Origin of the sequence: Bradyrhizobium sp. 147, from assembly GCF_023073935.1 — a bacterium.
In the GTDB taxonomy this organism is placed as follows: domain Bacteria; phylum Pseudomonadota; class Alphaproteobacteria; order Rhizobiales; family Xanthobacteraceae; genus Bradyrhizobium.
Window position 1 is genome coordinate 33,093 of record NZ_JADPKL010000089.1, and the last position, 24,680, is coordinate 57,772.

At 63.4% G+C, this 24,680-nt stretch carries 19 protein-coding genes and 5 pseudogenes; 7 read left to right on the top strand and 17 right to left on the bottom strand.

What is annotated here, in order from left to right:
* Window positions 1–13 precede the first annotated feature (13 nt).
* Both mepA and IVA87_RS21225 read right to left on the bottom strand, forming a co-directional pair.
* Window positions 14–958: a penicillin-insensitive murein endopeptidase gene (gene mepA / locus IVA87_RS21220; RefSeq protein WP_247334895.1), complete on the bottom strand. Its 945-nt coding sequence runs from the start codon at window positions 956–958 to the stop codon at window positions 14–16.
* 107 nt (window positions 959–1,065) lie between these two features.
* Window positions 1,066–1,770 (bottom strand): glutathione S-transferase family protein, encoded by a 705-nt coding sequence (locus tag IVA87_RS21225; RefSeq protein WP_247302700.1) that lies wholly within the window; start codon window positions 1,768–1,770, stop codon window positions 1,066–1,068.
* Between the two features lie 108 nt (window positions 1,771–1,878).
* Here IVA87_RS21225 and IVA87_RS21230 point away from each other — a divergent pair, with 108 nt between their 5' ends.
* Window positions 1,879–2,238 carry a helix-turn-helix domain-containing protein gene (locus IVA87_RS21230; protein ID WP_247276386.1) on the top strand — a complete coding sequence of 120 codons (360 nt, stop codon included), beginning with the start codon at window positions 1,879–1,881 and terminating at the stop codon, window positions 2,236–2,238.
* Window positions 2,239–2,290: 52 nt separating this feature from the next.
* A pseudogene (locus IVA87_RS21235) lies at window positions 2,291–2,556 on the top strand (hypothetical protein); the annotation flags it as partial.
* Here IVA87_RS21235 and IVA87_RS21240 read toward each other — a convergent pair.
* Together IVA87_RS21240 and IVA87_RS21245 are read right to left on the bottom strand one after the other, a co-directional pair.
* Window positions 2,483–3,634 (bottom strand): acyl-CoA dehydrogenase family protein, encoded by a 1,152-nt coding sequence (locus IVA87_RS21240; RefSeq protein WP_247334896.1) that lies wholly within the window; start codon window positions 3,632–3,634, stop codon window positions 2,483–2,485. The pseudogene IVA87_RS21235 and the gene IVA87_RS21240 overlap by 74 nt on opposite strands.
* 11 nt (window positions 3,635–3,645) lie before the next feature.
* Window positions 3,646–4,866 carry an MFS transporter gene (locus tag IVA87_RS21245; RefSeq protein ID WP_247334897.1) on the bottom strand — a complete coding sequence of 407 codons (1,221 nt, stop codon included), beginning with the start codon at window positions 4,864–4,866 and terminating at the stop codon, window positions 3,646–3,648.
* Window positions 4,867–5,302: 436 nt separating this feature from the next.
* On the opposite strand from IVA87_RS21245, the pseudogene IVA87_RS21250 reads away from it, so the two are divergent.
* A pseudogene (locus tag IVA87_RS21250) lies at window positions 5,303–5,547 on the top strand (SRPBCC domain-containing protein); the annotation flags it as partial.
* Here the strand turns inward: IVA87_RS21250 and IVA87_RS21255 are convergent.
* The 6 genes and pseudogenes from IVA87_RS21255 to lepA form a co-directional block, all read right to left on the bottom strand.
* Window positions 5,496–5,693: pseudogene (locus tag IVA87_RS21255) on the bottom strand (acyl-CoA dehydrogenase); the annotation flags it as partial. The pseudogenes IVA87_RS21250 and IVA87_RS21255 sit on opposite strands and share 52 nt — an antisense overlap.
* 15 nt (window positions 5,694–5,708) lie before the next feature.
* A complete protein-coding gene (locus tag IVA87_RS21260) occupies window positions 5,709–6,866 on the bottom strand; it encodes an acyl-CoA dehydrogenase family protein (RefSeq protein ID WP_247302705.1) in 1,158 nt (385 codons plus the stop codon).
* Between the two features lie 459 nt (window positions 6,867–7,325).
* Window positions 7,326–8,267: a complex I NDUFA9 subunit family protein gene (locus IVA87_RS21265; protein ID WP_247302706.1), complete on the bottom strand. Its 942-nt coding sequence runs from the start codon at window positions 8,265–8,267 to the stop codon at window positions 7,326–7,328.
* Window positions 8,268–8,338: 71 nt separating this feature from the next.
* On the bottom strand, window positions 8,339–8,572 hold the full coding sequence (locus tag IVA87_RS21270) for a hypothetical protein (RefSeq protein WP_247276393.1): 234 nt from the start codon (window positions 8,570–8,572) through the stop codon (window positions 8,339–8,341).
* 10 nt (window positions 8,573–8,582) lie between these two features.
* Window positions 8,583–8,827: pseudogene (locus tag IVA87_RS21275) on the bottom strand (plasmid stabilization protein).
* A 641-nt stretch (window positions 8,828–9,468) separates the two neighbouring features.
* Complete coding sequence (gene lepA / locus IVA87_RS21280) at window positions 9,469–11,280, bottom strand: translation elongation factor 4 (RefSeq protein WP_247276394.1); 1,812 nt, start codon at window positions 11,278–11,280, stop codon at window positions 9,469–9,471.
* A gap of 114 nt (window positions 11,281–11,394) precedes the next feature.
* Between lepA and IVA87_RS21285 the strand changes: the two genes are divergently transcribed.
* Window positions 11,395–13,020 (top strand): glycosyltransferase family 39 protein, encoded by a 1,626-nt coding sequence (locus IVA87_RS21285; RefSeq protein WP_247334898.1) that lies wholly within the window; start codon window positions 11,395–11,397, stop codon window positions 13,018–13,020.
* 114 nt (window positions 13,021–13,134) lie between these two features.
* On the opposite strand, the gene IVA87_RS21290 is transcribed toward IVA87_RS21285, so the two are convergent.
* The 5 genes from IVA87_RS21290 to IVA87_RS21310 all read right to left on the bottom strand — a co-directional run bounded on the left by IVA87_RS21290 (window position 13,135) and on the right by IVA87_RS21310 (window position 17,119).
* Window positions 13,135–13,452, bottom strand: coding sequence for an HPr family phosphocarrier protein (locus tag IVA87_RS21290; protein WP_247276396.1), 318 nt, complete (start codon window positions 13,450–13,452; stop codon window positions 13,135–13,137).
* Window positions 13,449–13,850, bottom strand: coding sequence for a PTS sugar transporter subunit IIA (locus IVA87_RS21295; RefSeq protein ID WP_007597752.1), 402 nt, complete (start codon window positions 13,848–13,850; stop codon window positions 13,449–13,451). Before IVA87_RS21295 ends, IVA87_RS21290 begins: the two co-directional genes overlap by 4 nt.
* A 133-nt stretch (window positions 13,851–13,983) precedes the next feature.
* On the bottom strand, window positions 13,984–14,508 hold the full coding sequence (locus IVA87_RS21300) for an HPr kinase/phosphatase C-terminal domain-containing protein (RefSeq protein WP_247334899.1): 525 nt from the start codon (window positions 14,506–14,508) through the stop codon (window positions 13,984–13,986).
* The gene (locus tag IVA87_RS21305; protein WP_247334900.1) at window positions 14,505–16,301 is read right to left on the bottom strand and encodes a sensor histidine kinase; all 1,797 of its coding nucleotides are present in this window, start codon (window positions 16,299–16,301) and stop codon (window positions 14,505–14,507) included. Before IVA87_RS21305 ends, IVA87_RS21300 begins: the two co-directional genes overlap by 4 nt.
* 116 nt (window positions 16,302–16,417) lie before the next feature.
* On the bottom strand, window positions 16,418–17,119 hold the full coding sequence (locus tag IVA87_RS21310) for a response regulator transcription factor (protein WP_008542552.1): 702 nt from the start codon (window positions 17,117–17,119) through the stop codon (window positions 16,418–16,420).
* Between the two features lie 242 nt (window positions 17,120–17,361).
* Between IVA87_RS21310 and IVA87_RS21315 the strand changes: the two genes are divergently transcribed.
* The 3 genes and pseudogenes from IVA87_RS21315 to IVA87_RS21325 all read left to right on the top strand — a co-directional run bounded on the left by IVA87_RS21315 (window position 17,362) and on the right by IVA87_RS21325 (window position 20,779).
* The gene (locus tag IVA87_RS21315; RefSeq protein WP_247302715.1) at window positions 17,362–18,111 is read left to right on the top strand and encodes a DUF2470 domain-containing protein; all 750 of its coding nucleotides are present in this window, start codon (window positions 17,362–17,364) and stop codon (window positions 18,109–18,111) included.
* Between the two features lie 197 nt (window positions 18,112–18,308).
* Window positions 18,309–18,911 (top strand): annotated as a pseudogene (locus IVA87_RS21320) (CHAT domain-containing protein); the annotation flags it as partial.
* Between the two features lie 251 nt (window positions 18,912–19,162).
* Window positions 19,163–20,779 (top strand): phosphoenolpyruvate carboxykinase, encoded by a 1,617-nt coding sequence (locus IVA87_RS21325; RefSeq protein WP_247276400.1) that lies wholly within the window; start codon window positions 19,163–19,165, stop codon window positions 20,777–20,779.
* Between the two features lie 164 nt (window positions 20,780–20,943).
* Here the strand turns inward: IVA87_RS21325 and IVA87_RS21330 are convergent, their stop codons facing one another.
* Window positions 20,944–21,759 (bottom strand): thioesterase family protein, encoded by an 816-nt coding sequence (locus tag IVA87_RS21330; RefSeq protein ID WP_247334901.1) that lies wholly within the window; start codon window positions 21,757–21,759, stop codon window positions 20,944–20,946.
* Window positions 21,760–21,970: 211 nt separating this feature from the next.
* Window positions 21,971–24,487, bottom strand: a complete 2,517-nt coding sequence (locus IVA87_RS21335; RefSeq protein WP_247334902.1) for a glycogen/starch/alpha-glucan phosphorylase — start codon at window positions 24,485–24,487, stop codon at window positions 21,971–21,973.
* Window positions 24,488–24,680 lie beyond the last annotated feature (193 nt).

Consider the following 24,680-nt stretch of genomic DNA (forward strand, 5'->3'; position numbering starts at 1 on the left):
TACCGCGCGCCTGTCACGGCTTCGCATCCGGCGCGTGCAGCACCGCCTTGCATGCGGTCGGCATGTCGGCGAGCGTCATCGGCGGCTTCGGTTTCGGCGGCTCCGGCGGCGGTTTTGGGTGCAGCACTGCATCCGAGAACCAATAAGTAAGATCGGAAGGCTTGCAGCCTTCGTCCTCGGCTTGCGACGGCTGACCCTCGCAGTCCCCAGCGCCCGCCGGGCAGTGCATGCGGATATGGAAGTGATAGTCGTGGCCCCACCAGGGGCGGATCTTCGATAGCCAGGCGCGGTCGCCCTTGGCCTCGCGGCACAACGCCTTCTTGATCGCGGCGTTGACGAAGATGCGCTGCACCGCCGGCTCCCGCGCCGCGTCGCGCAGCACCAGCACATGGCCAGATGTGAACACGTTCGGATCGATATCGAGTCGATCGGGACGCACCATCATCACCGCCGACATCTCCTCGCGTTCCTCGCGCGAGAGCCGGCGGTCCGGCATCGGCGTCAGCCAGATGTCGGCATCGAGACCGATCTGGTGGCTGGCATGGCCCGACAGCGCCGGCCCGCCACGCGGCTGGGCAATGTCGCCGACCAAAATGCCAGGCCAGCCGGCGTCCTTGTGCGCCTTGGCCGCGAGCCGCTTGATCAGGGCGATCATGTCGGGATGGCCGTAGTTGCGGTTGCGCGACAGCCGCATCACCTGCCAATTGTCGCCGTTGAGCGGCATCTGCATGGCGCCGCCGATGCAGCCCTTGGTGTAGGAGCCGAAGACATGCGCCGATCCTTTCGACGGCAGCAGCTTGCGCGCGAACAGCTCCTTGGCAGCGAGCGTGGGATCGTTCGGATTGGCGAGCGGCGGCAGCGGCTTCGGGGTGACGCTGCCCTTGTCCTGGGCCAGCGCGGTGCCGGCAATCAGAAGCGCAGCCAGAAGCAGGAGGAGGGTGAGACGGCGGGGACTCATGCCGGGACTTTATAGCCCAACGCCGTCTCAAGGGCCAAGAATTAGACTTTCAGCCCGCCGTAACCTGTGTCTTCGGATGCCGCCGCGACGACCTTCGGCGCGGCATTCTATGTTCCGAACCGCTCGATGACCTCCGCGAGTTCAACGTCGCCCGCGCGCGCCCCGTTTCCACGGTTGGTCGCCCCTTTCTCCAGATCGGCCGCATAAATGACGGCGGAATCGGCTTCCAGCCGCTGGCGCAGAGTCGCCATCTTCGGCCACCGTTCCTTGTCGGCAACTTTATGAAATTCGAGCCAGCGCGCTACGCCGATGAACACGGCATCGGCCAAGGTCGGGCGGTCGCCGACCAGGAAGGTGCTTCCCTCAATCATCTGCTCGAGCTTGTCGTGGCGCTCAATCACGCGCTCGCGCCCCCAGGTCCGCAACGCCGATTGCATCGCCGGGTCGGGCGACTTCATTTCCATCGCAAACCACAACGGGCTGAATGCGGCCGTGAAGCCGGTATTTAGGAATGCCAACAACTGGTGCATCCGGTCGGCCTCACGCGAGAGCGGGTCGAAGCTGATGCGCCGCTCCGGATCTCGGGCCTCGAGCCAGGCGGCAATCGCCATAGTCTCCGTCAGCACGTGTCCCTCCGCGGTGATCAATACCGGCGTCTCGTGTCGGGCGTTTATGCGGGCGTAGGAAGGCTCGCGCATCTCGCCAAGCATATCGACGCGACACAGCCGGTAGGGCTTGCCCAGCCATTCGAGCGCGGCGACGAGCCCCATAGAGCTTCCCAACGGGAAGCCGTACAATAAGATCGGTTCCATGGCCTTGTTCTCCGTGACTTCTGATGATCACGCTGCGCAGCGAAGTCAGAACCTACTCGGCCGTGCCGCCGAGTAAATTACGCACTTTTTGGTAACCACGAGCCCTCAATGAAAGATCTCGTTTCCCGCTGTCCCATCGAGGAAGTGATGCAGGTGCTCAGCGGCCGCTGGCCCACGCTTCTGATTTACTATCTGAAGGAGGGCACCAAGCGATTCAGCGACCTGCGCCGGGACAACCCTACCATCTCGCACAAGATGCTGGCCCTGGAGCTTCGCAAGCTCGAGGACGCCGGCATTGTCCAGCGCGCGGAGTTCGAGGGATATCCGTTGCGCGTCGAATATGATCTGACCCCGTCCGGCCACGCGCTCGTGCCGCTGATAGATGCGCTGGGTGAGTGGTGGGCAGCGACCGACAGCGCTCGCGCGGAATTGGCGGATCGCAGCGAGATGGCGGATCGTCACGATTAGAGGAAGCCAGCTTCGGGATTGGACGGCGCGAACCGCCAGCGATCATCCGCCCATCATCAGCCTGGGCAAGGGCCTCGAGGTCACCATCACCGCCGAAAGTGTAGAGACCGAACTCGAGCTCTGCTGTCTCCGCACCGAGGGCTGCCATGAGGGTCACGGCTTCTGTTCAGCAAGGCAAGGCCGAATGCGGAGATCATCCTCCTCGCCGCACAGCGCGGCATTGATGCGGACGACGAGGACGCTATCAATGCCCCGCGAGAATCGCCTTCCCGACATCCTCATAATGCGTGTCGCGCGCCTGGATCTGCTGCGCGATAGCATGCATGTCGCGAAACCGTCGCTCAAACGGATTGCTGCGGAACACGGCCGTCGCACCGGCCACGTGATAGGCGGCGTCGACCACCTTCGCCGATTGGTGGATGGTCCAGGTCGCGGCGAGACGAACCGCGCTGCGATGCGTCGGGCTGAATTCGCCGGTCGCGCTGAGATCGCGCCACATCGCGTGCGCGGTGGCATAGAGATAGGCGCGGGCGGCGCGAAGATCGCCCTCGGTGCGGCCGATCAGTCCCTGGACCGCCCCGTTATCGCGCATGGCGCTGACCGCGAGTGACTGGTGTTTTCCACGCGCCAACGCGATGGCCGCATCCAGCGTGGCGCGCGCCACGCCGAGGGAGACTGCCGCAAAGCCGAGGCTGAAGGTCGAGCCGGTGCCGATTCTATAGAGAGGACGCTTTTCGCGCAGCGCGGACGGCACGTCGCGGAACGCCGTGAAACGCTCGGGGATAAAGAGATCGGTGACCTCGTAGGAATCGGTGCCGGTGCCGGCGAGCCCGATCGCCTGCCAGACGTCGTGCAGCACGGCGCTCGCGACCGGAAACAGAATGGTGCGCACCTCCGGCGAGCTATCGGCATTTTTCCGCGGGGTGCCGTCGGCATTAACGATACGGACATGCGCCCCCAGCCAGCTCGCCTGCCGCGAGCCGGAGGCAAAATCCCAGCGCGCCGTGACGCGATAGCCGCCGTCCACGATACGCGCCGCATGCCCGATCGCGCCCCAGGCAAGGATGCCCGGCGGCGTATTGAAGATCTCCTGCGCGGTGTCGTGATCGAGCCAGGCGGCGATCATCGCGCAGACGCCGCACTGGCCGAGACACCAGGCGGTCGAGGCGTCCGCCGTCGCGATCTCCTCCAGCATTTGCATGAAGATATCGATCGGGGCTTCGCTGCCGCCGAGGCTTTGCGGCAGCAGCGCGCGGTAGAGCCCGTTCTCGATCAGTGCGGCGACCACAGCAGGCGTCAGCCGCCGCGTCCGCTCGATCTCGTCGGCTTCACGCGCGATGAGCGGCGCGATCGCCCGGGCACGTTCGACGAGATCGAAGGCCCGCGATCTGTTCATGCGCCACCTCGTCAGGCCGCAGCGCGGCCAAAGTCGAGCGATGGCCGGCGTCTGGTCGGAAAGCTCAGTGCCACCGCGACCGCTGCGAGCCCGATCGTGAACGAGCCGGCGTGCAGCCACGTGTAGCGCTGGAAATTGTCGAACACGAGCCCGCCGGCCCATGGCCCCAGTGCCATGCCGAGGCTGGCAAAGGCCGACACCGCGCCGAACACCGTGCCCATGATGCGCGCGCCAAAGAATTCGCGGACCAGCACCGCATAGAGCGGCATCACGCCGCCATAGGCGAGGCCGAACACGACCGAGAGCGCGTAGAACTCGCCGAGTTGCGCCACCGCAAGATAGGTCGCGATGCACATGGCTTGCACGAGCAGCCCGCCGACCAGCACGGGCTTTGCGCCGCTGCGATCGGCCAGCGCGCCCAGCAGCAGGCGGCCGCCGAGGCCTGAGACGCCGGCCACGCTGTACACCGTCACCGCCGTCAACGGCGCGATGCCGCAGACCATCGCATAGGACACCATGTGGAAGATCGGACCGGAATGCGCGGCGCAACAGGCGAAATGGGCAGCGGCGAGCGCGACGAACTGCGGTGTGCGCAGCGCCTGCGCCGCGGTCAGCTCGACCTCCGGCGCTGCGTCCGCCGCTGCAGGGCCTGCCACTGCGGGCGCCGGACGCACCAGGAAGCAGGCGGGGATCAGCAGCGCCCAGGCGGCGATGCCGATCACCAGCATCGCGGTGCGCCAGTCATAGGCCGTGATCACCCAGCTCGCGGTCGGCGCGATCGTCACTGGCGAGACGCCCATGCCGGCAGAGACCAGCGCCACCGCGAGGCTGCGGTTCTGCTCGATCCAGGCACTCGCGAGCGCCATCATCGGCGCGTAGAAGCTGCCGGCGGCAATGCCGATCAGTACGCCGAAGCAAAGCTGGAACTGCCACAGGCTTGCTGCCTGACTCGCGGTCACGAGACCGAGCCCCAGCAGCAGGCTTCCGGCAAGCACTACGATGCGGGTGCCGAACCGGCCCGACAGCGTGCCCCAGAGGAACGCGGCCACCCCCATGCAGAGAAAATCCAGCGTCGCCGCCGCCGACACGCCGGCGCGCGACCAGCCCATCGCTTCCGAGATCGGCTGCAAAAACACCGCCAGCGACAGCATCGTGCCGAATCCGACACAGGTCATCAGCGCACCCGCGGCGACAACGACCCAGCCATAGTCGAAGCTTGACGGCTTGCTCATGCGTTTCCCTAGCGCTTTTGATTTTGTTGATGGTGCGCGCAGGGGATGGTGGCCTATCTGCCGGGCGAGAGCAAGGCGGGTTGCCACCGCGGGCTGACACGGCCCGTCCGCAATGATATCATACCTCACATCACCGGCCTGCGATGTTGTTCTCACAAGCGCACACACATCAACGTGCGAGGAGGCAAATCCAATGAAATGGGGAGCGCTGTGCAGGCCGCGTGGGCGCCGCAGGCTTGCCTTGCCCGTCATTTTCGCCGCCGCAGTCTGGGCACCTTCAGTATGCGCAGAGGACATTCGAACCGGCGAGCCGGGGCCGGTCTTTTCAGACAGCGGTCCCGATGCCGATCTTTACGGCGCGGCTGACGGCTATCCGGTCGGCACGCGGGGCGGTGCCCCTCAGCTCGACAAGCTCGTCGGGGTCTACAGCCATTTCGGCGACTTCGCCGGCACCTACACTGAGATCGTCGAGCACAAGCGGATCGAATACGCATTCGGCGATCGAAAAGCCGAGGTCGAGTTCGTGCCGGGCCCCAATGGCATTGTCGTCCGCGTCGTCTTCGATAGCGAAGCGAATCACTAGGCGGCTGGCAGGCGATCCTCGATAATTTTGCGCGCTACCTCGAGGTGCTCGCCTGCCGCGAGCCCGAGGCAAGATCCCAGCGTGCCGTGACGCGATAACTGCCCTCGACCGCGCGCCTCATGCGCGATCGCGCCCAGGCTAGGATGCCGGGCGGCGTATTGAAGATCTCCTGCGCAATGTCGTGATCGAGCGAGGCCGCGATTATCGCGCAGACGCTGCACTGGCCGAGACACCAGGCTCTCGTCCCGCTGTAGGGACGTCAGTAAATTTGGTCGACTGGGAGCCCAAGAGCCATTGCACCCGTATATCTTGCTTGGGCGCCGGGCTGCAGGGGATGATAGCGTGCGGCCTGTATGTCGCGGAAGCGCCGTTCTAGACCGGCCGCGCGATAGAACCCCGCGCCGCCAGCGAGCTCCATTGCTAACTCCACCGCTGCGATTGCATGCCGCGCTACGAGATGGCGGCCGATCACCACCTGGTTCACTGTTTCGGCCGACGGCTTATTCAGGCGCACAGCTGCAAGCATGGTTTGCCGTGCCATCCGTGCGCCAGCAAGCTCGGTATCCATGCGGCCAGCCAGCTGTACAACGTTATGATCGAGCTCTTTGCGCCGCGCGAGCAAGAGAGCAATATCCCGTGCGCTCTCGGCAACGCCCACATAGACCGAGTAAATCAGTGGCAGTGCGATGGTTGCGATCGTCTGGAATAAGGGATCCCACTCACCAGCCTTGCGACGCGCCGATACGGCACTTTCAGGCACTACGTAGCCATCAATCATCACGTCATTCGAACCGGTCGAGCGCATACCCAAAACTCGCCAAGTGTCCAAGATCTTCACCTGGGGTGAGCTCATCGGCACACCAAAGTGAAGCACCATTGGCGGCTCACACTCCTGTTGCAGCACCGCGCCCGTCATCATGAGAGTCCCGGCTGGCGAGCCCGAGGAGAAAACCTTTCGAGCGGTGATCTTATAGCCGCCGTCCACCTTCTCGGCTTTGCCGGAGCCGCCGACCCAATCCGAACCGCCGCTTGAGAGCAGGAAAATGCGTTCCTGGGCGATACGTGTCAGCAGGTTCTCCACCGCCGTCACTTTCTGATGCCGCCAGCGCCAAGCGGTGATGGCGACCTGGTGGGTGTGCATGGAGAATGCAAGCGCTGTGGATCCGCAGTGATACGCCAGGACACGGAGCATCTCGGCCAGCTCATCGACCTCCGCTCCACGGCCCCCGAGCTCGGTGGGGACGCCGGCTTCGACCAATCCCGACGATTTCAAGTCCTCATAGTTCTCGGCTACAAAGCAATCTTCGTCCGTCGCCTGCTCGGCCCGTCGTTGGAACACGGGCCCGAGTTCCCGCGCAATGTCGATCGAACTGCGCGGGCTCGCTGATTGGATATCGTGACCTTGATTGAGGCTCATGGCGGTACTCCTCCGAGAAGATAGGAGAACCGTAATCCTCTAGGGCCGGACCTTTCCAGTTCAAAATCCCGTGCTAGCGGTAGCCCAGCTGGGACGGGCTCGATGCCTTCACCTCGGCCTGAGCCCCTTCGCAAAAATCGAACGACACGTGCGGTGACGCGGCGGAGGGAGCTGTTCTTATGCCGCTAATTGACTCGTGGCGGATGGTTATGCGTCAACACAGCTTTCCTGATGCATGAGCCGATACCCGCTATTCAGCAGGCGTCGCCATTTTGCGCGAATGCGAGTTCGCTACACCGGCAAGGAGAGCAATCTTCCTGACCGGGCTGCTCGGGGCCGTCGTGCTCGCGGTGCTAATCCTGGTTATTGCGCACTGATCGCGCTGGGTTTTGAGGCTGTTTGTGAAGAGCCATCAGTGGACCGCGATCCATACTCCTGGCCAAATCAAAGGCACCAGCCTCAAGAGCTGGTTCGCCCGATACTTTCCCGTAACATTGTTGGTACAACTTGTTCGACTGACTGCGGCGGGATTCCAAGCTCGGAAAATCCTGGCATTCCCACTGACGCTATGTTGTCGAGCTGCATCAACTCCACCTGATTCCGGGTGATGGGTGGCCTTGGAAGCAGCTCCGAAATCCATCCCGCTACATGCCAAGCAGCAAACGGCACTGGAACGAGCATAGGGCTGCGGCCGGCTGCGTGCGCAACCTTTTTGAGAAGCTCTTCGTATGTGTAGATGCGAGGACCAGCGCATTCATATGTGATTGCGCTTGTTTCGGCTCTCAGAAGCGCTCTTGTGATCGCGTCGGCCACATCGTCAACATAGGCCGGCTGCAATCTCGTCAATCCGCGGCCGAACATCGGATAGATCGGATATCGGCGGACAAGCTTGAGGATGATGGTGAGAAACGCATCATCCGGGCCGAACATTACCGCCGGGCGAACCAGCGTAGCCTCAGAAAATACTGCGCGGACCGCGAGTTCGCCTTCGCCACGCTTGCGAATATAGAGGGACGGCGAAGTGGCGTCAGAGCCGATTCCGGAAACGTGGATAAGCCGCTTGACGCCAGCTTGATGTGCTTGGGCCGCCAGTCGCCGGGCTGATTCCACATGCACGGAATGAAAAGTCTCCTGTCCGTGTTCGACATAGAGGCTGACTGTATTGATGGCGCCGTATGCGCCATCAACAGCAGCGGCTATCGAACCCTCGTCGCGTAAATCGACGTTCACAGATTGGAGGCGTGGGTCGTCATGACCAAAAAGCTGTCTGCCTCGCTCGGGATGTCTTGATGCAATCCGAACGAAAAACTCAGGTGCCCGGAGCAGGTGTTGAACAACGCGGCGGCCGAGAAACCCCGTTCCACCGAACACCGTAACAAGGCGATTATGTGCGGGCGCCATGGCGCAACTCGTCCTGAGATCGTCTCAAGCAAGGCATGGCTAGCGGAGACCGCAGGCTCGTCGGTCGTCCATTACACACGATCGCGGAGGTCGGTCACGCCTTCCTTCTGGGCGCAGTGGTCGCAGCAATAGTAGGTGCCGCTCTTTTCCAGGCCGTGCCCCACGATGCGCGTTCCGCAATGCTTGCACGTTGGCGCCAAGGCATGAATTGCGCACTCGAAGCTGTCGAACGTGTGCGCCTGGCCGTTCATCACCACCTGAAAAGCCTTGTCATAATCATTGCCGCAGGTTTCGCATGTCGACATTGTGCCTCCTTCACGCCGCGCGGCGTTTGCGAGTTGAGCAGCCTTCTTGGCTGACCTGGTACGTTCATCGGCCGGTCGGCTGGCTGGCGCTTTTCCACCAAGTCTGCCGCCCTTGCGTGACGGCGAGGTGTCTGCTTCGGTGCCTCTGCGGGACCCGCTCTTCTTCCCGCCATGGGTTTCTTTGTTGACGGTCGCCCAGGCCCGCCGTTCGGCTTCCGTGTCGGGTACACCTCGGGATTCGTGGCCTTCCTCGATGTGTTCGGCCTATCGCTTCTGCTTATGGATGTAGCTGCGTTTGTCTCCGCGTGGCATCACGGCTTCCCTCTTCAGGTACGTCTCCTCGCGCGACGAACGGCGGAGTTCACCAATTGTTCCTATGCGACCTAACTTACCGCAGACCGTGTAGGAGCCAGTGTGCACCGCCCGCTGAGACACTCAGTTAGCATCCAGGGCAACCGAAGAGAGGCGGGATCAAGTTGATTGGTCGAACCGTCAACTTGCGCCATGCCTTTCGGAAGTCCGAGGATGTTCGCGGGCCTTTGCCAATGCAGTTTGCCGACCGCGGCGAATTGTTTCGCCGGCATTCCCGCAGGGGGCCCGGAAGCCGACGCAAAGCCATCACCGATGTGGCGTTCGGATCCCGAGATCGAAGGCTAGTCGGTCGGCGGTCGAGATGTTGCGTGCTGATCGGCGCCGGCCTCACGCCCGTTGCGATGATGCCATCATGCCCCTGTTTTGCCCGACGGGTCAAATGGATTTCGTAAAATCGAAAAAACGCAATACAAACAAGACCCCGGCTACTGTGCATGGGGTTGTTTTTCGATATTATCTTTTTCGGGTCCCAAACGTCCCGGACCAACCAATCTCGTCACGCTTGAAACAGGCCTAAGCCCGCCTCAGCTATCCACCTTCAGCGCGGCAATGAAAGCTTCCTGCGGGATGTCGACCTTGCCGAACTGCCGCATCTTCTTCTTGCCTTCCTTCTGCTTCTCAAGAAGCTTGCGCTTACGCGTGATGTCGCCGCCGTAGCATTTTGCGGTGACGTCCTTGCGGAGCGCGCGCACCGTCTCGCGCGCGATCACCTTGCCGCCGATCGCCGCCTGGATCGGGATTTGGAACATGTGCGGCGGGATCAGCTCCTTCATCTTCTCGACCATGGCGCGGCCGCGCCCTTCCGCGCGGGTGCGATGCACCAGCATCGAGAGCGCGTCGACCGGCTCGGCATTGACCAGGATCTGCATCTTGACGAGGTCGGCCGGCTTGTAGTCGGTGAGATGATAGTCGAACGAGGCGTAGCCCTTGGAGACCGACTTCAGGCGGTCGTAGAAATCGAACACGACCTCGTTGAGCGGCAGGTCGTACTTCACCATCGCGCGGGAGCCGACATAGGTGAGCTCCTTCTGCGCGCCGCGGCGGTCCTGGCACAGCTTCAGCACGCTGCCGAGATATTCGTCGGGCGTGAGGATCGTCGCCTCGATCCAGGGCTCGTCGATCTCGGCGATCTTGACCACGTCGGGCATGTCGACGGGATTGTGGATCTCGATCTCCTGGCCATCGGTGAGCTTCATCTTGTAGATGACGCTCGGCGCGGTCGCGATCAAATTGAGATCGAACTCGCGCGACAGCCGCTCCTGGATGATCTCGAGGTGCAGCAGCCCGAGGAAGCCGCAGCGGAAGCCGAAGCCGAGTGCAGCCGAGGTCTCCATCTCGAAGGAGAAGCTGGCATCGTTCAGCCGCAGCTTGCCCATGGCGCCGCGCAGCGTTTCGAAGTCGTCGGCATCGACAGGGAACAGTCCGCAGAACACCACCGGGATCGCCGGCTTGAAGCCGGGCAGCATCTCCGTCACCGGCTTCCGGTCATCGGTAATGGTATCGCCGACGCGGGTGTCGGCCACTTCCTTGATCGCGGCGGTGATGAAGCCGATCTCGCCGGGACCGAGCTCGTCGACCTGCTGCATCTTCGGCGTGAAGAAGCCGACGCGCTCGACGTCGTAGGCAGCGCCGGTGCCCATCATGCGCACGCGGCTGCCCTTCTTCATGACGCCGTCGACGACGCGGATCAGCACGACGACGCCGAGATAGACGTCATACCAGCTGTCGACCAGCAGCGCCTTCAAGGTCGCCTCGCGATCGCCCTTCGGCGGCGGCAGGCGGGTGACGATCGCTTCCAGCACATCGGGGACCCCTAAGCCGGTCTTGGCCGAGATCATCACCGCGTCGGAGGCGTCGATGCCGATGACGTCCTCGATCTGCTGCTTGATCTTCTCGGGCTCGGCGGCGGGAAGGTCGACCTTGTTCAGGACCGGGACGATCTCGTGGTTGTTGTCGAGCGCTTGGTACACGTTGGCGAGCGTCTGCGCTTCGACGCCCTGGCTGGCGTCGACCACCAGCAGGGAACCCTCGCAGGCCGCCAGCGACCGCGAGACCTCGTAGGCGAAGTCGACATGGCCGGGCGTGTCCATCAGGTTGAAGATGTAATCCTTGCCGTCCTTGGCGCGGTATTGGAGCCGCACCGTCTGCGCCTTGATCGTGATGCCGCGCTCGCGCTCGATGTCCATGGAATCGAGCACCTGCTCCTTGCCCGCCATCTCGCGGTCGGACAGGCCGCCGGTCATCTGGATCAGGCGGTCGGCCAGCGTCGATTTGCCATGGTCGATATGGGCGACGATGGAGAAATTGCGGATGTTGGAAATGGGGACGGTCGTCATGGGCGCGGGATACCACTCACATCCCCGTGCGGCAACCATATTGCTGTATTTTCAGGGCCTTTGTTCACGCCAAGCTCATTCCACGATCGGCCAAAACACGCTAGGCAACCGCTCATGTCGACGACTTCGATCCCCTCTGCCAAAGCGCGCGCGAAGACCCGGGTGAGCTATGCCCGCTTCCGGGCTTGGTTGGTTGCCTGCGCGATCCGGCCCGAGGCCCGCCTCTGGTTGGTGATCCAGCTCGCCATCCTGCATGCAGTGCTCTGGACCTTCATCCTGATCAATCTCAAGGCGGCGCAGGACGTTCACATGGACGTCGCAGAAGCTTATGCTTGGGGCCAGAAATTCCTGTGGGGTTACGGCAAGCATCCGCCACTGTCGGGCTGGGTCGTCGGCCTCTGGTTCAAGCTGTTTCCGGCGGCGGATTGGGCGACCTATGCGCTTGCGATGGCGACCGTCAGTATCGGCATGGTGGTCTGCTGGATGGTTGCCTTGCGCGTGGTCGACGCGCGGCGCGCGTTCCTGGTCATGGTGATGATCGCTCTCTATCCGATCTTCAATTTCAAGGGTTTCAAGTACAATCCGGATCTGCTCCAGCTCGTCACGCTGCCGCTGCTCGTGCTCGCTTACCTCAACGCCTTCGCGAAGCGGAGCTGGCAATCCGGAATCCTTCTCGGGCTTGCCGGTGCGCTGGCGCTGATGACCAAATATTGGGTGCTGACCATGATCGGCGCCATCGGCCTTGCCGCGCTGATCCATCCCGAGCGGCTGCGCTTCCTGTCGTCGCCGGCGCCATGGGTCGCGGTCGCGGCGATGGCGGTGGCGATGATCCCGCACTTCGTTTGGCTGGCGGATGCGCATTTCGTGCCGCTGACCTATGCCGGCGACACCTACAGCCTCCAGGACTCGAGCCAGGTGCATCAGCTCGTCGCGGGCTACGTCTTGCATAATTTGGCACTGCTGGCCCTGCCGGTCGCGCTGGCCGCGCTCGCCATGGCGCTGGCGCCGCCGTGGCTCACGCTGCTGGTGCGGGCGCCGTCGCGCATCGTCACGCGGGCCTGGGCGCGCGGGGTCAACCCGGGCGTCAACCTCTCGCAGGCGCTGAACATCTGGATCATCCAGATCATCGTGGCGTTCGGTCCGCCGCTCGGCGCGCTGGCCTTCAGCATCTACATGAAGACCGATTGGGGCATCTCGCTGTTCTTCCTGGTGCCCTTGGCGCTGGTCGCGATCCCCGCATTGCGGGTGCAGAGCTCTGTGCTGTTCAACATCGCCGCGATCTGGCTCGTGCTCAGCGCAGCCACGCTCGCGGCCTCGCCGTGGATCGCCGCGCGCGAGATGGCGGCCAATGCCGGCAATACCGCAACCTATGGCGCGCGTTCGGAGCTCGCGCGCGAGCTGACGCAGGCCTGGCACGCGCGCTTTGCCTCACGCTGGGCGGTCGTTGCCGGTACGATGGAGACCATTCAGCCGATGGTGTTCTACAGCCCCGATCACCCCAGCCCGTTCACGCCGAACGAAGCCTGGGCGTCGGGATTGACCTCGCTCGACGATGTCAAGACCTACGGCTTCATCGGCGTGTTCGATCCGACCGACGAACGCCTGCTCGCGTTCGAGAAATGGGTGTCGGCGATCGCGCCGAATGCCGAGCGCATGGTGATGACGACGCGCCGCTTCACCCACGGCAAGGCCGGCCCGGCGATGAGTTGGAACGTCTACATCGTGCCGCCGGGAAAGTGATCGGGATATCGTAGGGTGGCAACGCGAAGCGTGCCCATCAATTTCAGCACACGATGAGAGAGATGGTGGCCACGGCGCATTGCGCCTTTGCCCACCCGGCGTCGAGCGCTTGGCTCAAATCCCTTCCTCGTTGAACTTGCTCTCGACGAGTTCGGTGATCGCCGCGAGCGCCGCTTCGGCTTCCTCGCCGGCCGCGGCGACCGTGATGGTCGTGCCAGGACCCGCGGCAAGCATCATCAGGCCCATGATCGAAGTGCCGCCGACGGTCTCACCGCCGCGCGTCACCCACACTTGCGCGTTGAAGCGCTCGACGGCCTGGACGAATTTCGCCGAGGCGCGGGCGTGCAGGCCGCGCTTGTTGATGATCAGGAGCTCCTTGGAGATCGCGCCTGCGGGCACGCCCGCTGCGGCTTGCGGCGCGTCGTCGCTCATTTGCCGGCGAGCACGCGGCTGGCGATGGTGACGTATTTGCGGCCCGCTTCCTGGGCCATCGCGATCGCGTCGGGCAGCGGACGTTCCTCGCGCACCTTGGCGAGCTTCACCAGCATGGGTAAGTTGATGCCCGCGAGCACTTCGACCTTCGGCCGGCTCATGCAGGATATTGCGAGGTTCGACGGCGTGCCGCCGAACATGTCGGTGAGGATCGCAACGCCGTCGCCGGAATCGACGCGGTTAACCGCCTCGATAATGTCGCTTCGGCAGAGATCGGAATCATCTTCGGCACCGATCGTGATCGCTTCGATTTGCTTTTGTGGGCCCATGACATGCTCAAGCGCTGCCTTGAATTCGTCGGCAAGGCGCCCGTGGGTCACAAGTACTAGACCAATCATCGGAAAACTCCTCGCGGGCGCTTTTGGTGCACCGCACGAACGCGCCACTTTGACCATCCAGAGCCCCCGCGCAAGAGGGGATGTTGCGTATCTCCCTGAACCTAGACGGATGGATGAGGGAAGCTGCGCCGGTCTACTCGGTCGCGATAGTGCGGTTCATATGGTTACCATTTCCCTTCAAACAATCGCCTGAGGGGTTAACGGAAGATGAACTCTTGGTAGTGGTCAAGGCCGCGACAACCAGCGGGAGGGGCGAATAGCCGCGCTCGACCGGGATGCGCGGTATTTCGACACCAGAAATGCTGGCTTTCAGCGATTCTGTCGCAGGCAGACGCTCGGCATCCGGTGCGTCCAGATCGACCACGAGGCCGACGATCGCGTGCTCCACGAAGTCGCAGCGGCGAATTCCCAAGCCCCGGATCTCGATCAGGCCAGCCAAGACCGGAGCGGGGCGGACTTCAATTTCATGGCCGACTGTCGCCAGATGGACACGGTCATCTCCGACCAGAACGGCCCTTTCGATCAGGCCTGACCGGCCCGCCATGATCAAATCGAAGGCAAGGCGCGACTTGCCGGAGCCGGAGGGACCGCGGATCAGCACGGCAAAAGTCCCGACCTTGACGGCGGAGGCGTGCACGCTGGGGCTGCCGTCGCTCATAGCGCCGGCAGCCTCACCACGAAGCGCGCGCCGGCGACCGTCGGCGCGCCTTCGGCATCCAGCGGGCCTGCGCGGTTCTCGGCCCAGATCCGCCCGCCATGGGCATCGACGATCTGCTTGGAAATCGACAGCCCGAGGCCGGAGTTCTGGCCGAAGCCCTGGTGCGGACGATCGGTATAGAAGCGCTCGAAGATGCGCTCCAGCGCGTCCTCGCGGATGCCGGGCCCGTCGTCGTCGACCACGATCTCGATCTCTCCGCGCACGCGGCGGCAGGTGAGGCGCACCTTGCTGCCGGCTTCCGAGAAGGATTGCGCGTTGGACAGCAGGTTGGAGACCACTTGTCCGAGCCGCGAATCGTGACCGGTCACGGAGAACGTGTCGGTCGGGCCGCGGCCCTCGAAGCGGGTCTCGACCGCGACGTCGTGGCCGAGCTTGGTCTCGTTGGCGACCGACACCAGTGTCGTCAGCAGGCGGCGCACGTCGACCGGGATCGCATCCTGACGCTGCAATTCGGCATCGAGGCGGCTGGCGTCGGAGATGTCCGAGATCAGACGGTCGAGCCGCTTGACGTCGTGCTCGATCACCTCGAGCAGGCGTGCGCGGCTGGTCTCGTTGCGCGCCAGCGGCAGCGTCTCGACCGCCGAGCGCAGCGAGGTCAGCGGGTTCTTCAGTTCATGGGCGACGTCGGCGGCGAACATCTCGATCGCCTCGATACGGCTGTAGAGCGCGCTGGTCATGTCCCGCAGCGCGCCCGAGAGGTGGCCGATCTCGTCGCGGCGGCGGGTGAAATCGGGAATCTCGATGCGGGCCTTGATACGGCGGCGGACGCGCTCGGCGCTGTCGGCGAGCCGGCGCACCGGACCTGCGATCGTGCTGGCAAGCAGCAGCGACAGCATGATCATGACCGCTGCGGCAACGCCGCCGACCTTCAGGATGGCGAGGCGCTCGGCAGTGACCATCTGGTCGATGTCGTCGCCCTGGGTCGAAAGCATCAAGGCGCCGTGGATTGCGCGCGAGCGCAGCACGGGGACCGCGACCGAGACGATCACCTCGCCGCGTGCGTTGACCCGCACCATCGAGCGCTTCTGGCCGTGGAGCGCATCGCCCACCTCCGCGTAGCCATTGCCATTCTCGGGCCCGAGCTCACGGTAGAGCGGCAGGTCGCCGCGGTTCAGCCAGGTTCGCACCGCGACCATGCCGCGCTCGACGATGCCGGGCTTCTCGGCCGGTGGCGGCAGATTGTAGCGCAGCACGTTTTCGAGGTTGCGGCTGTCGACCAGCAGGCTGCCGTTCGGATCGTAGATGCGCGCGCGCGTCTTGGTCGGCGAGATCAGCGTGCGCAGCACCGGCGCCACCCGCTCCGGATTGATCGGGAAATCCAGCGGCGAATATTCGTCCGAGCCGCCATAGGTCTCGCCTGGCTTGAGATCGAGCAACCGGTCGGGGTCGATGGTGATGGCGTTGGTCTGCACGGTCGCAGAGGCCGCGATCGCGCCGGCGATGATCTCGGCCTGCACCAGCAGGCTCTGCGCCCGCGCGTCGATCAGGCCGGCGCGGAATTGCGACAGATACAGGATGCTGGCGACCAGCGCGACCAGGCCGGCGAGGTTGAGCGAGACGATGCGGCGGGTCAGGCTCGAGAAGGACAGCGCGAAGAAGAACTGACCGGCGCGCTTCAGCCAGTTCAGCGGCCGCCAGCCCTGCGGCTTGTCTTCGGCAACGTGCTCCGGAACGCCGTCGGATGCGATATCCTCGGCGCTCTGGTTTGGATCAGGCTGCGTTCGGTCAAGCAATGCTTACGCCCGCGTTAGGACAGCTCGTTGAGAAGGTCCCCGCATCCTAGAGCCATCCCGGTTCCGATGGAATCAGAACCAGCGATGCTCTCCTCTTTCGTGAAACTGCGCGAGTCTCAGGCTTCCTTGAAGCGGTAGCCGACGCCGTAGAGCGTTTCGATCATCTCGAACTCGTTGTCGACCACCTTGAATTTCTTGCGCAGCCGCTTGATGTGGCTGTCGATGGTGCGGTCGTCGACATAGACCTGGTCGTCATAGGCGGCGTCCATCAGCGCATTGCGGCTCTTCACCACGCCGGGCCGGGTCGCCAATGCCTGGAGGATCAGGAATTCGGTGACGGTCAGCGTCACCGGCTCGTTTTTCCAGGTGCAGGTATGCCGTTCCGGATCCATGCGCAAAAGGCCGCGATCGAGCGCCTTGGCGTCGTTCTCCTTCGGCGCGACGGTCGGGTCCTTCGGCGCCGAGCGGCGCAGCACCGCCTTGACGCGCTCGACCAAAAGGCGCTGCGAGAACGGTTTGCGGATGAAGTCGTCGGCGCCCATCTTGAGGCCGAACAGCTCGTCGATCTCCTCGTCCTTGGACGTCAGGAAGATCACCGGCAGGTCGGACTTCTGCCTGAGACGGCGCAACGTCTCCATGCCGTCCATGCGCGGCATCTTGATATCGAGGATGGCGAGATCGGGCTGGGTGGTGCGGAAACCGTCAAGTGCGGAAGCGCCGTCGGTGTAGGTCATGATGCGGTAGCCTTCGGCTTCCAGCGCGATCGAGACGGATGTGAGAATGTTGCGGTCGTCGTCGACCAAAGCGATTGTGGGCATGAGCCTCTGCTTTCTGCTTTCCGTTTTGGGTCGTGGCTTGAAACGGCGAGCAATCCAGTGATGCGCCGCATACATGGGTGCCGAAATCGGCATTCGAACTTTGTCACCGAGCAATGCAAGCTGGGCTGAAGTGTGACCAAGTTCCACGAAACGCGGCAGATTCGCCGCATCTCGACCCATAACCTGACCCCCGTTTACCCGAGAAAAGGCCTCTCTTGCAACCACCCGACCCGAGAAAGCCGATGCAACCGACCCCGGATTTCGACCCCGCGAAACTCGCCAAATCGCTGCTGCGACGGCCGCGGCAGGGGGCGCTGGCGACCCTGATGGCCGGCAGCGGCGATCCCTATTGTTCCCTGGTCAATCTGGCGAGCCACCCCGATGGCTCACCGATCCTGCTGATCTCGCGCCTCGCCGTGCACACCAGGAACATCCTGGCGGACAGCAGGGTCTCGCTGATGCTGGACGAGCGCGCGGCCGGCGATCCCCTGGAAGGGGCCCGGATCATGCTGTCCGGCCGGGCCGAGCAGGCTGACGCCGACAAGGACTTGCTTCAGCGGCGCTATCTCAATGCCCATCCGTCGGCGGAAGGCTTTGTTTCGTTTAAGGATTTCTCCTTCTTTCGGATCCGGCCCACGGGAGCCCATCTGGTCGCCGGCTTCGGCCGGATCGTTGACCTCAAGCCTGAGCAGTTCCTCACGGACCTCACCGGCGCCGAGGATCTCCTGGCGGCGGAACAGGGCGCCGTGGAGCACATGAATGCCGACCATCGCGACGCCATGAACCTCTATGCGACGAGGCTCCTCGGCGCGCCCGAGGGTGACTGGCGCTGCACCGGCTGCGATCCGGAGGGTCTCGACATGCAAATGGATCAGACCGCGCTCCGGCTGGAGTTCCCGGAGCGGGTGACGGATGGCACGGCACTGCGCAAGATGCTGGTCCGCCTCGCCGGTGACGCGCGCAAGAAGCTGGACCAAGGCGCAACACGTTGAACGTCGCGGCTCATCGCTGCGATCCAAGACCGTAATCGGTCCGACGGCGCAGCGAGAATGGTGCTCGCAAGATGGAATCGGCCGGCGCTGATCGCAGACCTCGCGCCCGCGGCGAGCGCATTGATCACCACGCCAGCCCTTGCCCAGAAAGGAAGTCTTGCCGCGGCGGGCGCGTGGATCAACCCGCTCATGGGTGCTTGCCGAATACCGCCGAGTTGAACGCGGTGGCGAGCGATGTCGGCGACGGATGCCGACATCCACCTCGGCTGCGACGCCAGTGAAACGACGCTCGAGCGTGCAGCGCTTGCTCAAGATGGCATCATCAACTTTGCTACCCACGGCCTTTTCGCTGCGACATCAAAAGGACTCGGTGAGCCCTCGCTTGCACTCTTGATCCCGATCAGCCATCGGAGCTCGACGACGGCCTGCTCACTGCGAGCGAAGTCACCCAGCTCAAGCTCAATGCGGACCGGATTGTGCTGTCGACCTGCAACACATCGCGGGCGACAAGCCGGGCCGAGGCCCGGTCGGGATTGGCGCGCTCGTTCTTCTATGCCGGTGCCTGCGCGCTTCTTGTGTCGCATTGAGCGGTGAATTCGGAAGCGGCCACGCGTTTGACCACGTCAACAAGAACTACCGAAGATCGGTCGCGGCAAAGCCTTGCGCGTGTGATGCTGACTTATCTCGATGCCGCCTCGTCACCGCAATGCCTACCCGCGATGTGGGAGCGGTTCGCACGCATCGGCAAAGCCGAGGTAAGATGGGAAGCCAACTCGGCATTGTGCGTCGCAATAACCTGACGTAACCCGCGAACGCGCGTTTGGTTGCGCGATCATTCGGACTTTTTGATGCGCTTGCTCAGAGCTGACATGCGCGACGTTTGGCGCGGTCTTTGAATAAACCAAATCCTACGGGATCAGCTTGGCAACGCCAGCGTTCATCAGTATTAGGTCGTTCCAGCCGAGGCCAAACGGGCCTATTATTCACGGTGACCGCGATGGTGCCAAAGCTTGGTCGCGCTGAGTGTCGCGGGTTCTAGGAGGACTTTTTCGTGCAAGAGACGGGCGTGCGCAACGGTGCCTTCGGCGCCGATAAATTCGGTTTAAAGAATCTCAAGCAGGTTCACTGGAACCTCGGTGCGCCGCAACTCTATCAGTACTCGCTCTCCGCGGGTGAGGCGGTGCTGTCAGCGGACGGTGCACTCTGCGCCGATACTGGCGAGTTCACCGGCCGCAGCCCGAAGGACAAGTTTACGGTGCGTGACGCCACCACCGACAAGAAGATGTGGTGGGCCGGCAACCAGTCGATCACCGCAGAGCAGTTCGAGACGCTCTACCAGGATTTCCTCAAGCACGCCGAAGGCAAGAGGCTGTTCGCGCAGGATCTCTACGGCGGCGCCGATCCGGCCTATCGGATCAAGACGCGCGTCTTCACTGAGCTCGCCTGGCACTCGCTGTTCATCCGCACGCTTCTGATCCGCCCCGAGGCGATCGAGCTGTCGACCTTCGTGCCGGAGCTCACCATCATCGACATGCCGAGCTTCCGCGCCGATCCTAAACGTCACGGCTGCCGCTCGGAGAACGTCGTCGCAATCGATTTCGCCCGCAAGATTGTCCTGATCGGCGGGTCTTATTATGCCGGCGAGATGAAGAAGTCGGTCTTCACCACGCTGAACTACTATCTGCCCGAGCGCGGCGTGATGCCGATGCACTGCTCGGCCAATGTCGGCGCCAAGGGCGATACCGCGATCTTCTTCGGCCTGTCCGGCACCGGCAAGACGACGCTATCGGCCGATCCGAACCGCACCCTGATCGGCGACGACGAGCACGGCTGGGGCCCGAACGGTGTGTTCAATTTCGAAGGCGGCTGCTATGCCAAGTGCATCAAGCTGTCGAAGGAAGCCGAGCCCGAGATCTACGCGGCGTCGACGCGTTTCGGCGCAGTGCTCGAGAACTGCGTGCTCGACGAGGACACCCGCATCGTCGATTTCGACGACGGCTCCAAGACCGAGAACACGCGTTCTGCATACCCGCTCGATTTCATCCCGAACGCCTCGCACACCGGCCGCGCGCCGCAGCCGAAGAACGTGGTGATGCTCGCCGCCGACGCGTTCGGCGTGCTGCCGCCGATCGCCAAGCTCTCGCCGGCGCAGGCGATGTACCACTTCCTGTCCGGCTACACTGCCAAGGTTGCCGGCACCGAGCGCGGTCTCGGCAACGAGCCGCAGCCGGAATTCTCGACCTGCTTCGGCTCGCCCTTCCTGCCGCTCGATCCATCCGTCTACGGCAACATGCTGCGCGAGCTGATTGCCCAGCACAATGTCGATTGCTGGCTGGTCAACACCGGCTGGACCGGCGGCAAATATGGTGTCGGCTCGCGCATGCCGATCAAGGTGACGCGCGCGCTGCTGACCGCCGCACTCGACGGATCGCTTCGCAACGTCGAATTCCGCACCGACAAATATTTCGGCTTTGCGGTCCCGACCGCGCTGCCGGGCGTACCGGCCGAGATCCTCAACCCGGTCAACACCTGGAAGGACAAGGACGAGTTCGACAAGACCGCTCGCGCGCTGGTCGGCATGTTCCAGAAGAACTTCGCCAAGTTCGAAGCCCAGGTCGACGCCGAAGTGCGCGCAGCCGCGCCCGACCTGAAGCTCGCGGCGGAGTAGGCCTCGCGCCTTGGAATGCAAAGGGCGGCCGCGAGGCCGCCCTTTTTGCTTACGCGATATCTCTCCAGCGTCATTGCGAGCGCAGCAAAGCAATCCAGGAATCTCTCCGCGGAGACAGTCTGGATTGCTCGCTGCGCTCGCAATGACGAGTTTTGCGGAAGCAGCTACGCCTTGAAATAAGCGATCTGCGTCGTAGTCGCGAGCAGCCGTCCGTTCGGGGACCACAGTTCGCCGTTCTGGTCGCCATAGCTCTTGTGGAAGATCTTCGCATCGGCCGTCGCCAGCACGCGGGTGATGTCCTCAGCCTCAAGCTCTTCGGCATCGGTGTGGAAATAGGTCGTCAGCGATACCGTGCCGAACGGCACCAGCTCGCGCCGTGCGTGGAAGATGCGGCCGAAGAAGGCGTCCGACATCGACATCAGCGACAGCATGTCGAGCTTGCGCGGCGTGCGGTCGCTGATCCAGATTTTCGAATAGGTGCTGGCGGGCTCGGTCTGCGGCGGGCCGATCCGCATCTCGCCCTCGACGAAGCGGAATTCATACTGGTTGGCCCAGGACGCCGAGATCTTCGGAAACGGCAGCGTCTGTTCGAACGGTTTGGCATCCGGGCACTTCGCCACCCTCTGCTCCCAGGACGGTCGCCGCTCGGCGAACACCGCGGTGGCGAGCGTTGCCACGCCGCCGCCGCCTTGGCTCAGCTCGACGCTCCAATGCTGGCTGGAGCGATTGGCCTTCACCAGGCGCACGTCGAGATCGAACGGACCCTTGGCGATCGGCGCGCAGTAATTGACGGTGAGCGCGAGCGGATCGCCGGCGCGGTCCGGATGGTCGATCAGCGCGCGCAAAATCGTCGCGGCAGTGACGCCGCCGAACGGGCCGACAAAGGCCCAATAATCGTCGCTGGTATGCCCCAGCCAACTGGAGTCGCCGGCGCTGACGCGGGTGGCGTCATCGAAGGGGTGCGGGAGCTTGGCGTGCATTGTTGGTCCTCGGTGTCTCACCAACGTCATTGCGGGCGCAGCGAAGCAAATCGAGACTAGGGATTCTGGATTGCTTCGCTGCGTTCGCAATGACGGCGCTTGAGGTAGCGGCCTCGATATCGACGCCTTGGAGATGATGACGACCATATCATCATCCGCAGCGCCCGATGCAATAACCTCGCAGGTAACGCCGATTTCACGTCGCGGAAAATCAGCCTGCGACGTCGCGCAGATTTGGCAGCAGCGGCGTGGTCGGATTGACCGGCACGTTCCAGATCTCCTCGGCATATTCGCGGATGGTACGGTCCGACGAGAACCACGCCATGCGCGCGACGTTGAGGATCGAGGCGCGCGTCCAGGCCGGCGCCACCTGCCAGCGCGCATCGACCGCGCGCTGCGCCTCATAATAGGAATCGAAATCGGCGCTGACCATGTAATGGTCGAGATAGCGCAGCGCGTGCGCGATGGATTCGAAACGGCCGGGATCGCCGGGCGAGAATTCGCCGGTCGCGATCGCATTGATGGCGCGCTGGAGCTTCGGCGAGTTGCGGATAATGTCGGACGCATCCAGGCCCTGCTTGCGGCGGATCATCACGTCGCCGGCCTCCAAGCCGAAGATTGCGATGTTCTCAGCTCCGACATGGTCGCGGATCTCGATATTGGCGCCGTCGAGCGTGCCGATGGTGATAGCGCCGTTCAGCGCCAGCTTCATGTTGCCGGTGCCGGAGGCCTCCATGCCGGCGGTCGAGATCTGCTCGGACAGATCGGCCGCGGGAATGATCACTTCCGCGAGGCTGACATTGTAGTCGGGCAGGAAGGCGACCTTGAGCTTGCCGCTGATAGCGGGATCGTTGTTGACGGCCTCTGCGACGTCGTTGATCAGCTTGATGATCAGCTTGGCATAGCGGTAACTCGCCGCCGCCTTGCCGGCAAAGATCTTCACCCGCGGCACCCAATTGCCGTTGGGATCGTCCTTGATCGACTGGTACAGCGCGACCGTCTCGATGACGTTGAGGAGCTGGCGCTTGTATTCGTGGATGCGCTTGATCTGCACGTCGAACAGCGCGCCGGGATCGACCTTGATGCCGAGCCGCTCGCCGATCAGCCGCGCCAACGCCGCCTTGTTGGCGTGCTTGACGGCGCGGAATTTCTTCTGGAATTCGACGTCGCTGGCGCGAGCTTCGATCAGGCTGAGCTGGGTGGGATCGTCGAGCACGGCTTCGCCGCAGGTCTCGCGCAAGAGATCGGTCAGCTTCGGGTTCGCCAGCATCAGCCAGCGGCGGAAGGTGATGCCATTGGTCTTGTTGGTGATGCGGCCGGGATAGAGATGGTTGAGATCGTGGAACACGGTCTCGCGCATCAGGTCGGAATGCATCGCCGAGACGCCGTTGATGCGGTGCGAGCCGACGAAGGCGAGCTGGCCCATGCGCACCCGGCGGCCGCTCTTCTCGTCGATCAGCGAGACCGAAGCGCGGAAGTCGATGTCGCCGGGGCAGCGCGCTTCCGCGAGCGCCAGATGCTGCACGTTGATGCGGTAGATGATCTCCAGATGCCGCGGCAAGAGTCGCTCGAACAGCTCGACCGGCCAGGTCTCCAGCGCCTCGGGCAGCAGTGTATGGTTGGTGTAGGAGAGCGTGGCGACGGTGATCTTCCAGGCCTCGTCCCAGCGGAAATTATGCAGGTCGACGAGGATCCGCATCAGCTCGGTGACCGCAAGGCTCGGATGAGTATCATTGAGCTGGACCGCGACCTTGCTGGCGAGGCTGCGCAGCTGGCCGTCGGAGGCGAGGTGCCGTTTCACCAGATCCTGGAGCGAGGCGGAGACGAAGAAATATTCCTGCCGCAGCCGCAGCTCGCGGCCCGCCGGGCTCTCGTCGTTCGGATAGAGGAATTTGCAGATCGCCTCCGCGCGCGCCTGCTCGGCGCTGGCGCTGACATAGTCGCCCTTGTTGAAGGCATCGAGCCTGAGCGGATCGGGCGAGCGCGCCGACCACAGGCGGAGCGCGTTAACGTGCTGGCCGCGCCAGCCGACGATCGGCGTGTCGTAGGCGATCGCCTGCACGGTCTCGCCCGGATGCCAGATGGCGCGGTCGCGGCCCTTATCGTCGACATGCTCGACGGCGCCGCCGAAATTGATGTCGTAGATCACCTCCGGCCGCTGCAATTCCCAGGGACTGCCGAAGCTCAGCCATTCGTCCGGATATTCCTGCTGCCAGCCTTGATTGATGATCTGGCGAAATAGGCCGTAATCGTAGCGGATGCCGTAGCCGATCGCAGGGATCGACAGCGTCGCCATGCTCTCCATGAAGCAAGCGGCGAGCCGGCCGAGGCCGCCATTGCCGAGCGCCGCATCCGGTTCGCATTTGCGCAGCTCGGGCAGGGAGACACCGAGGTCGCCGAGCGCGACCTCGAAGATCTTCAGGAGCCCCATATTGTTGAGCGCGTCGGTGAAGAGGCGGCCGATCAGGAATTCGAGCGAGAGATAATAAACGCGCTTGCGCCCGGCATCGTAGCTCAGCTTCTCCGCGCTCAGCCAGCGATGCACGATGCGGTCGCGCAGCGCGAGCGCTGCGGCCTGGTACCAATCGTGCCGGGTCGCCATGCCTGCGTCCTTGCCGATGGCAAGGCGCAGCTTGGCGAGGATCGCGCCCTTGATCTCAGCCAGCGCGAGCTCGTCGATAGGCTGTCCGGGAGCGGGAAAATTCGGCTGGAACGATTGATCTTGCAAGGCCTTCACTTCCTGGTCGACTGAACACTCACCCTACGCGTCTTGCTTCTGCGCCGGAACCGTCACTGGTGCGGCCGTGCACTGCGCTGGCTTAAACTTATGCAAGGAACGCGCCGGCTTGGGAACCCGGACGAGCACGGAGAAACACGGATTTGCTGCTAGAATGCAGGCCAATTCAGCCATCACTATGGAG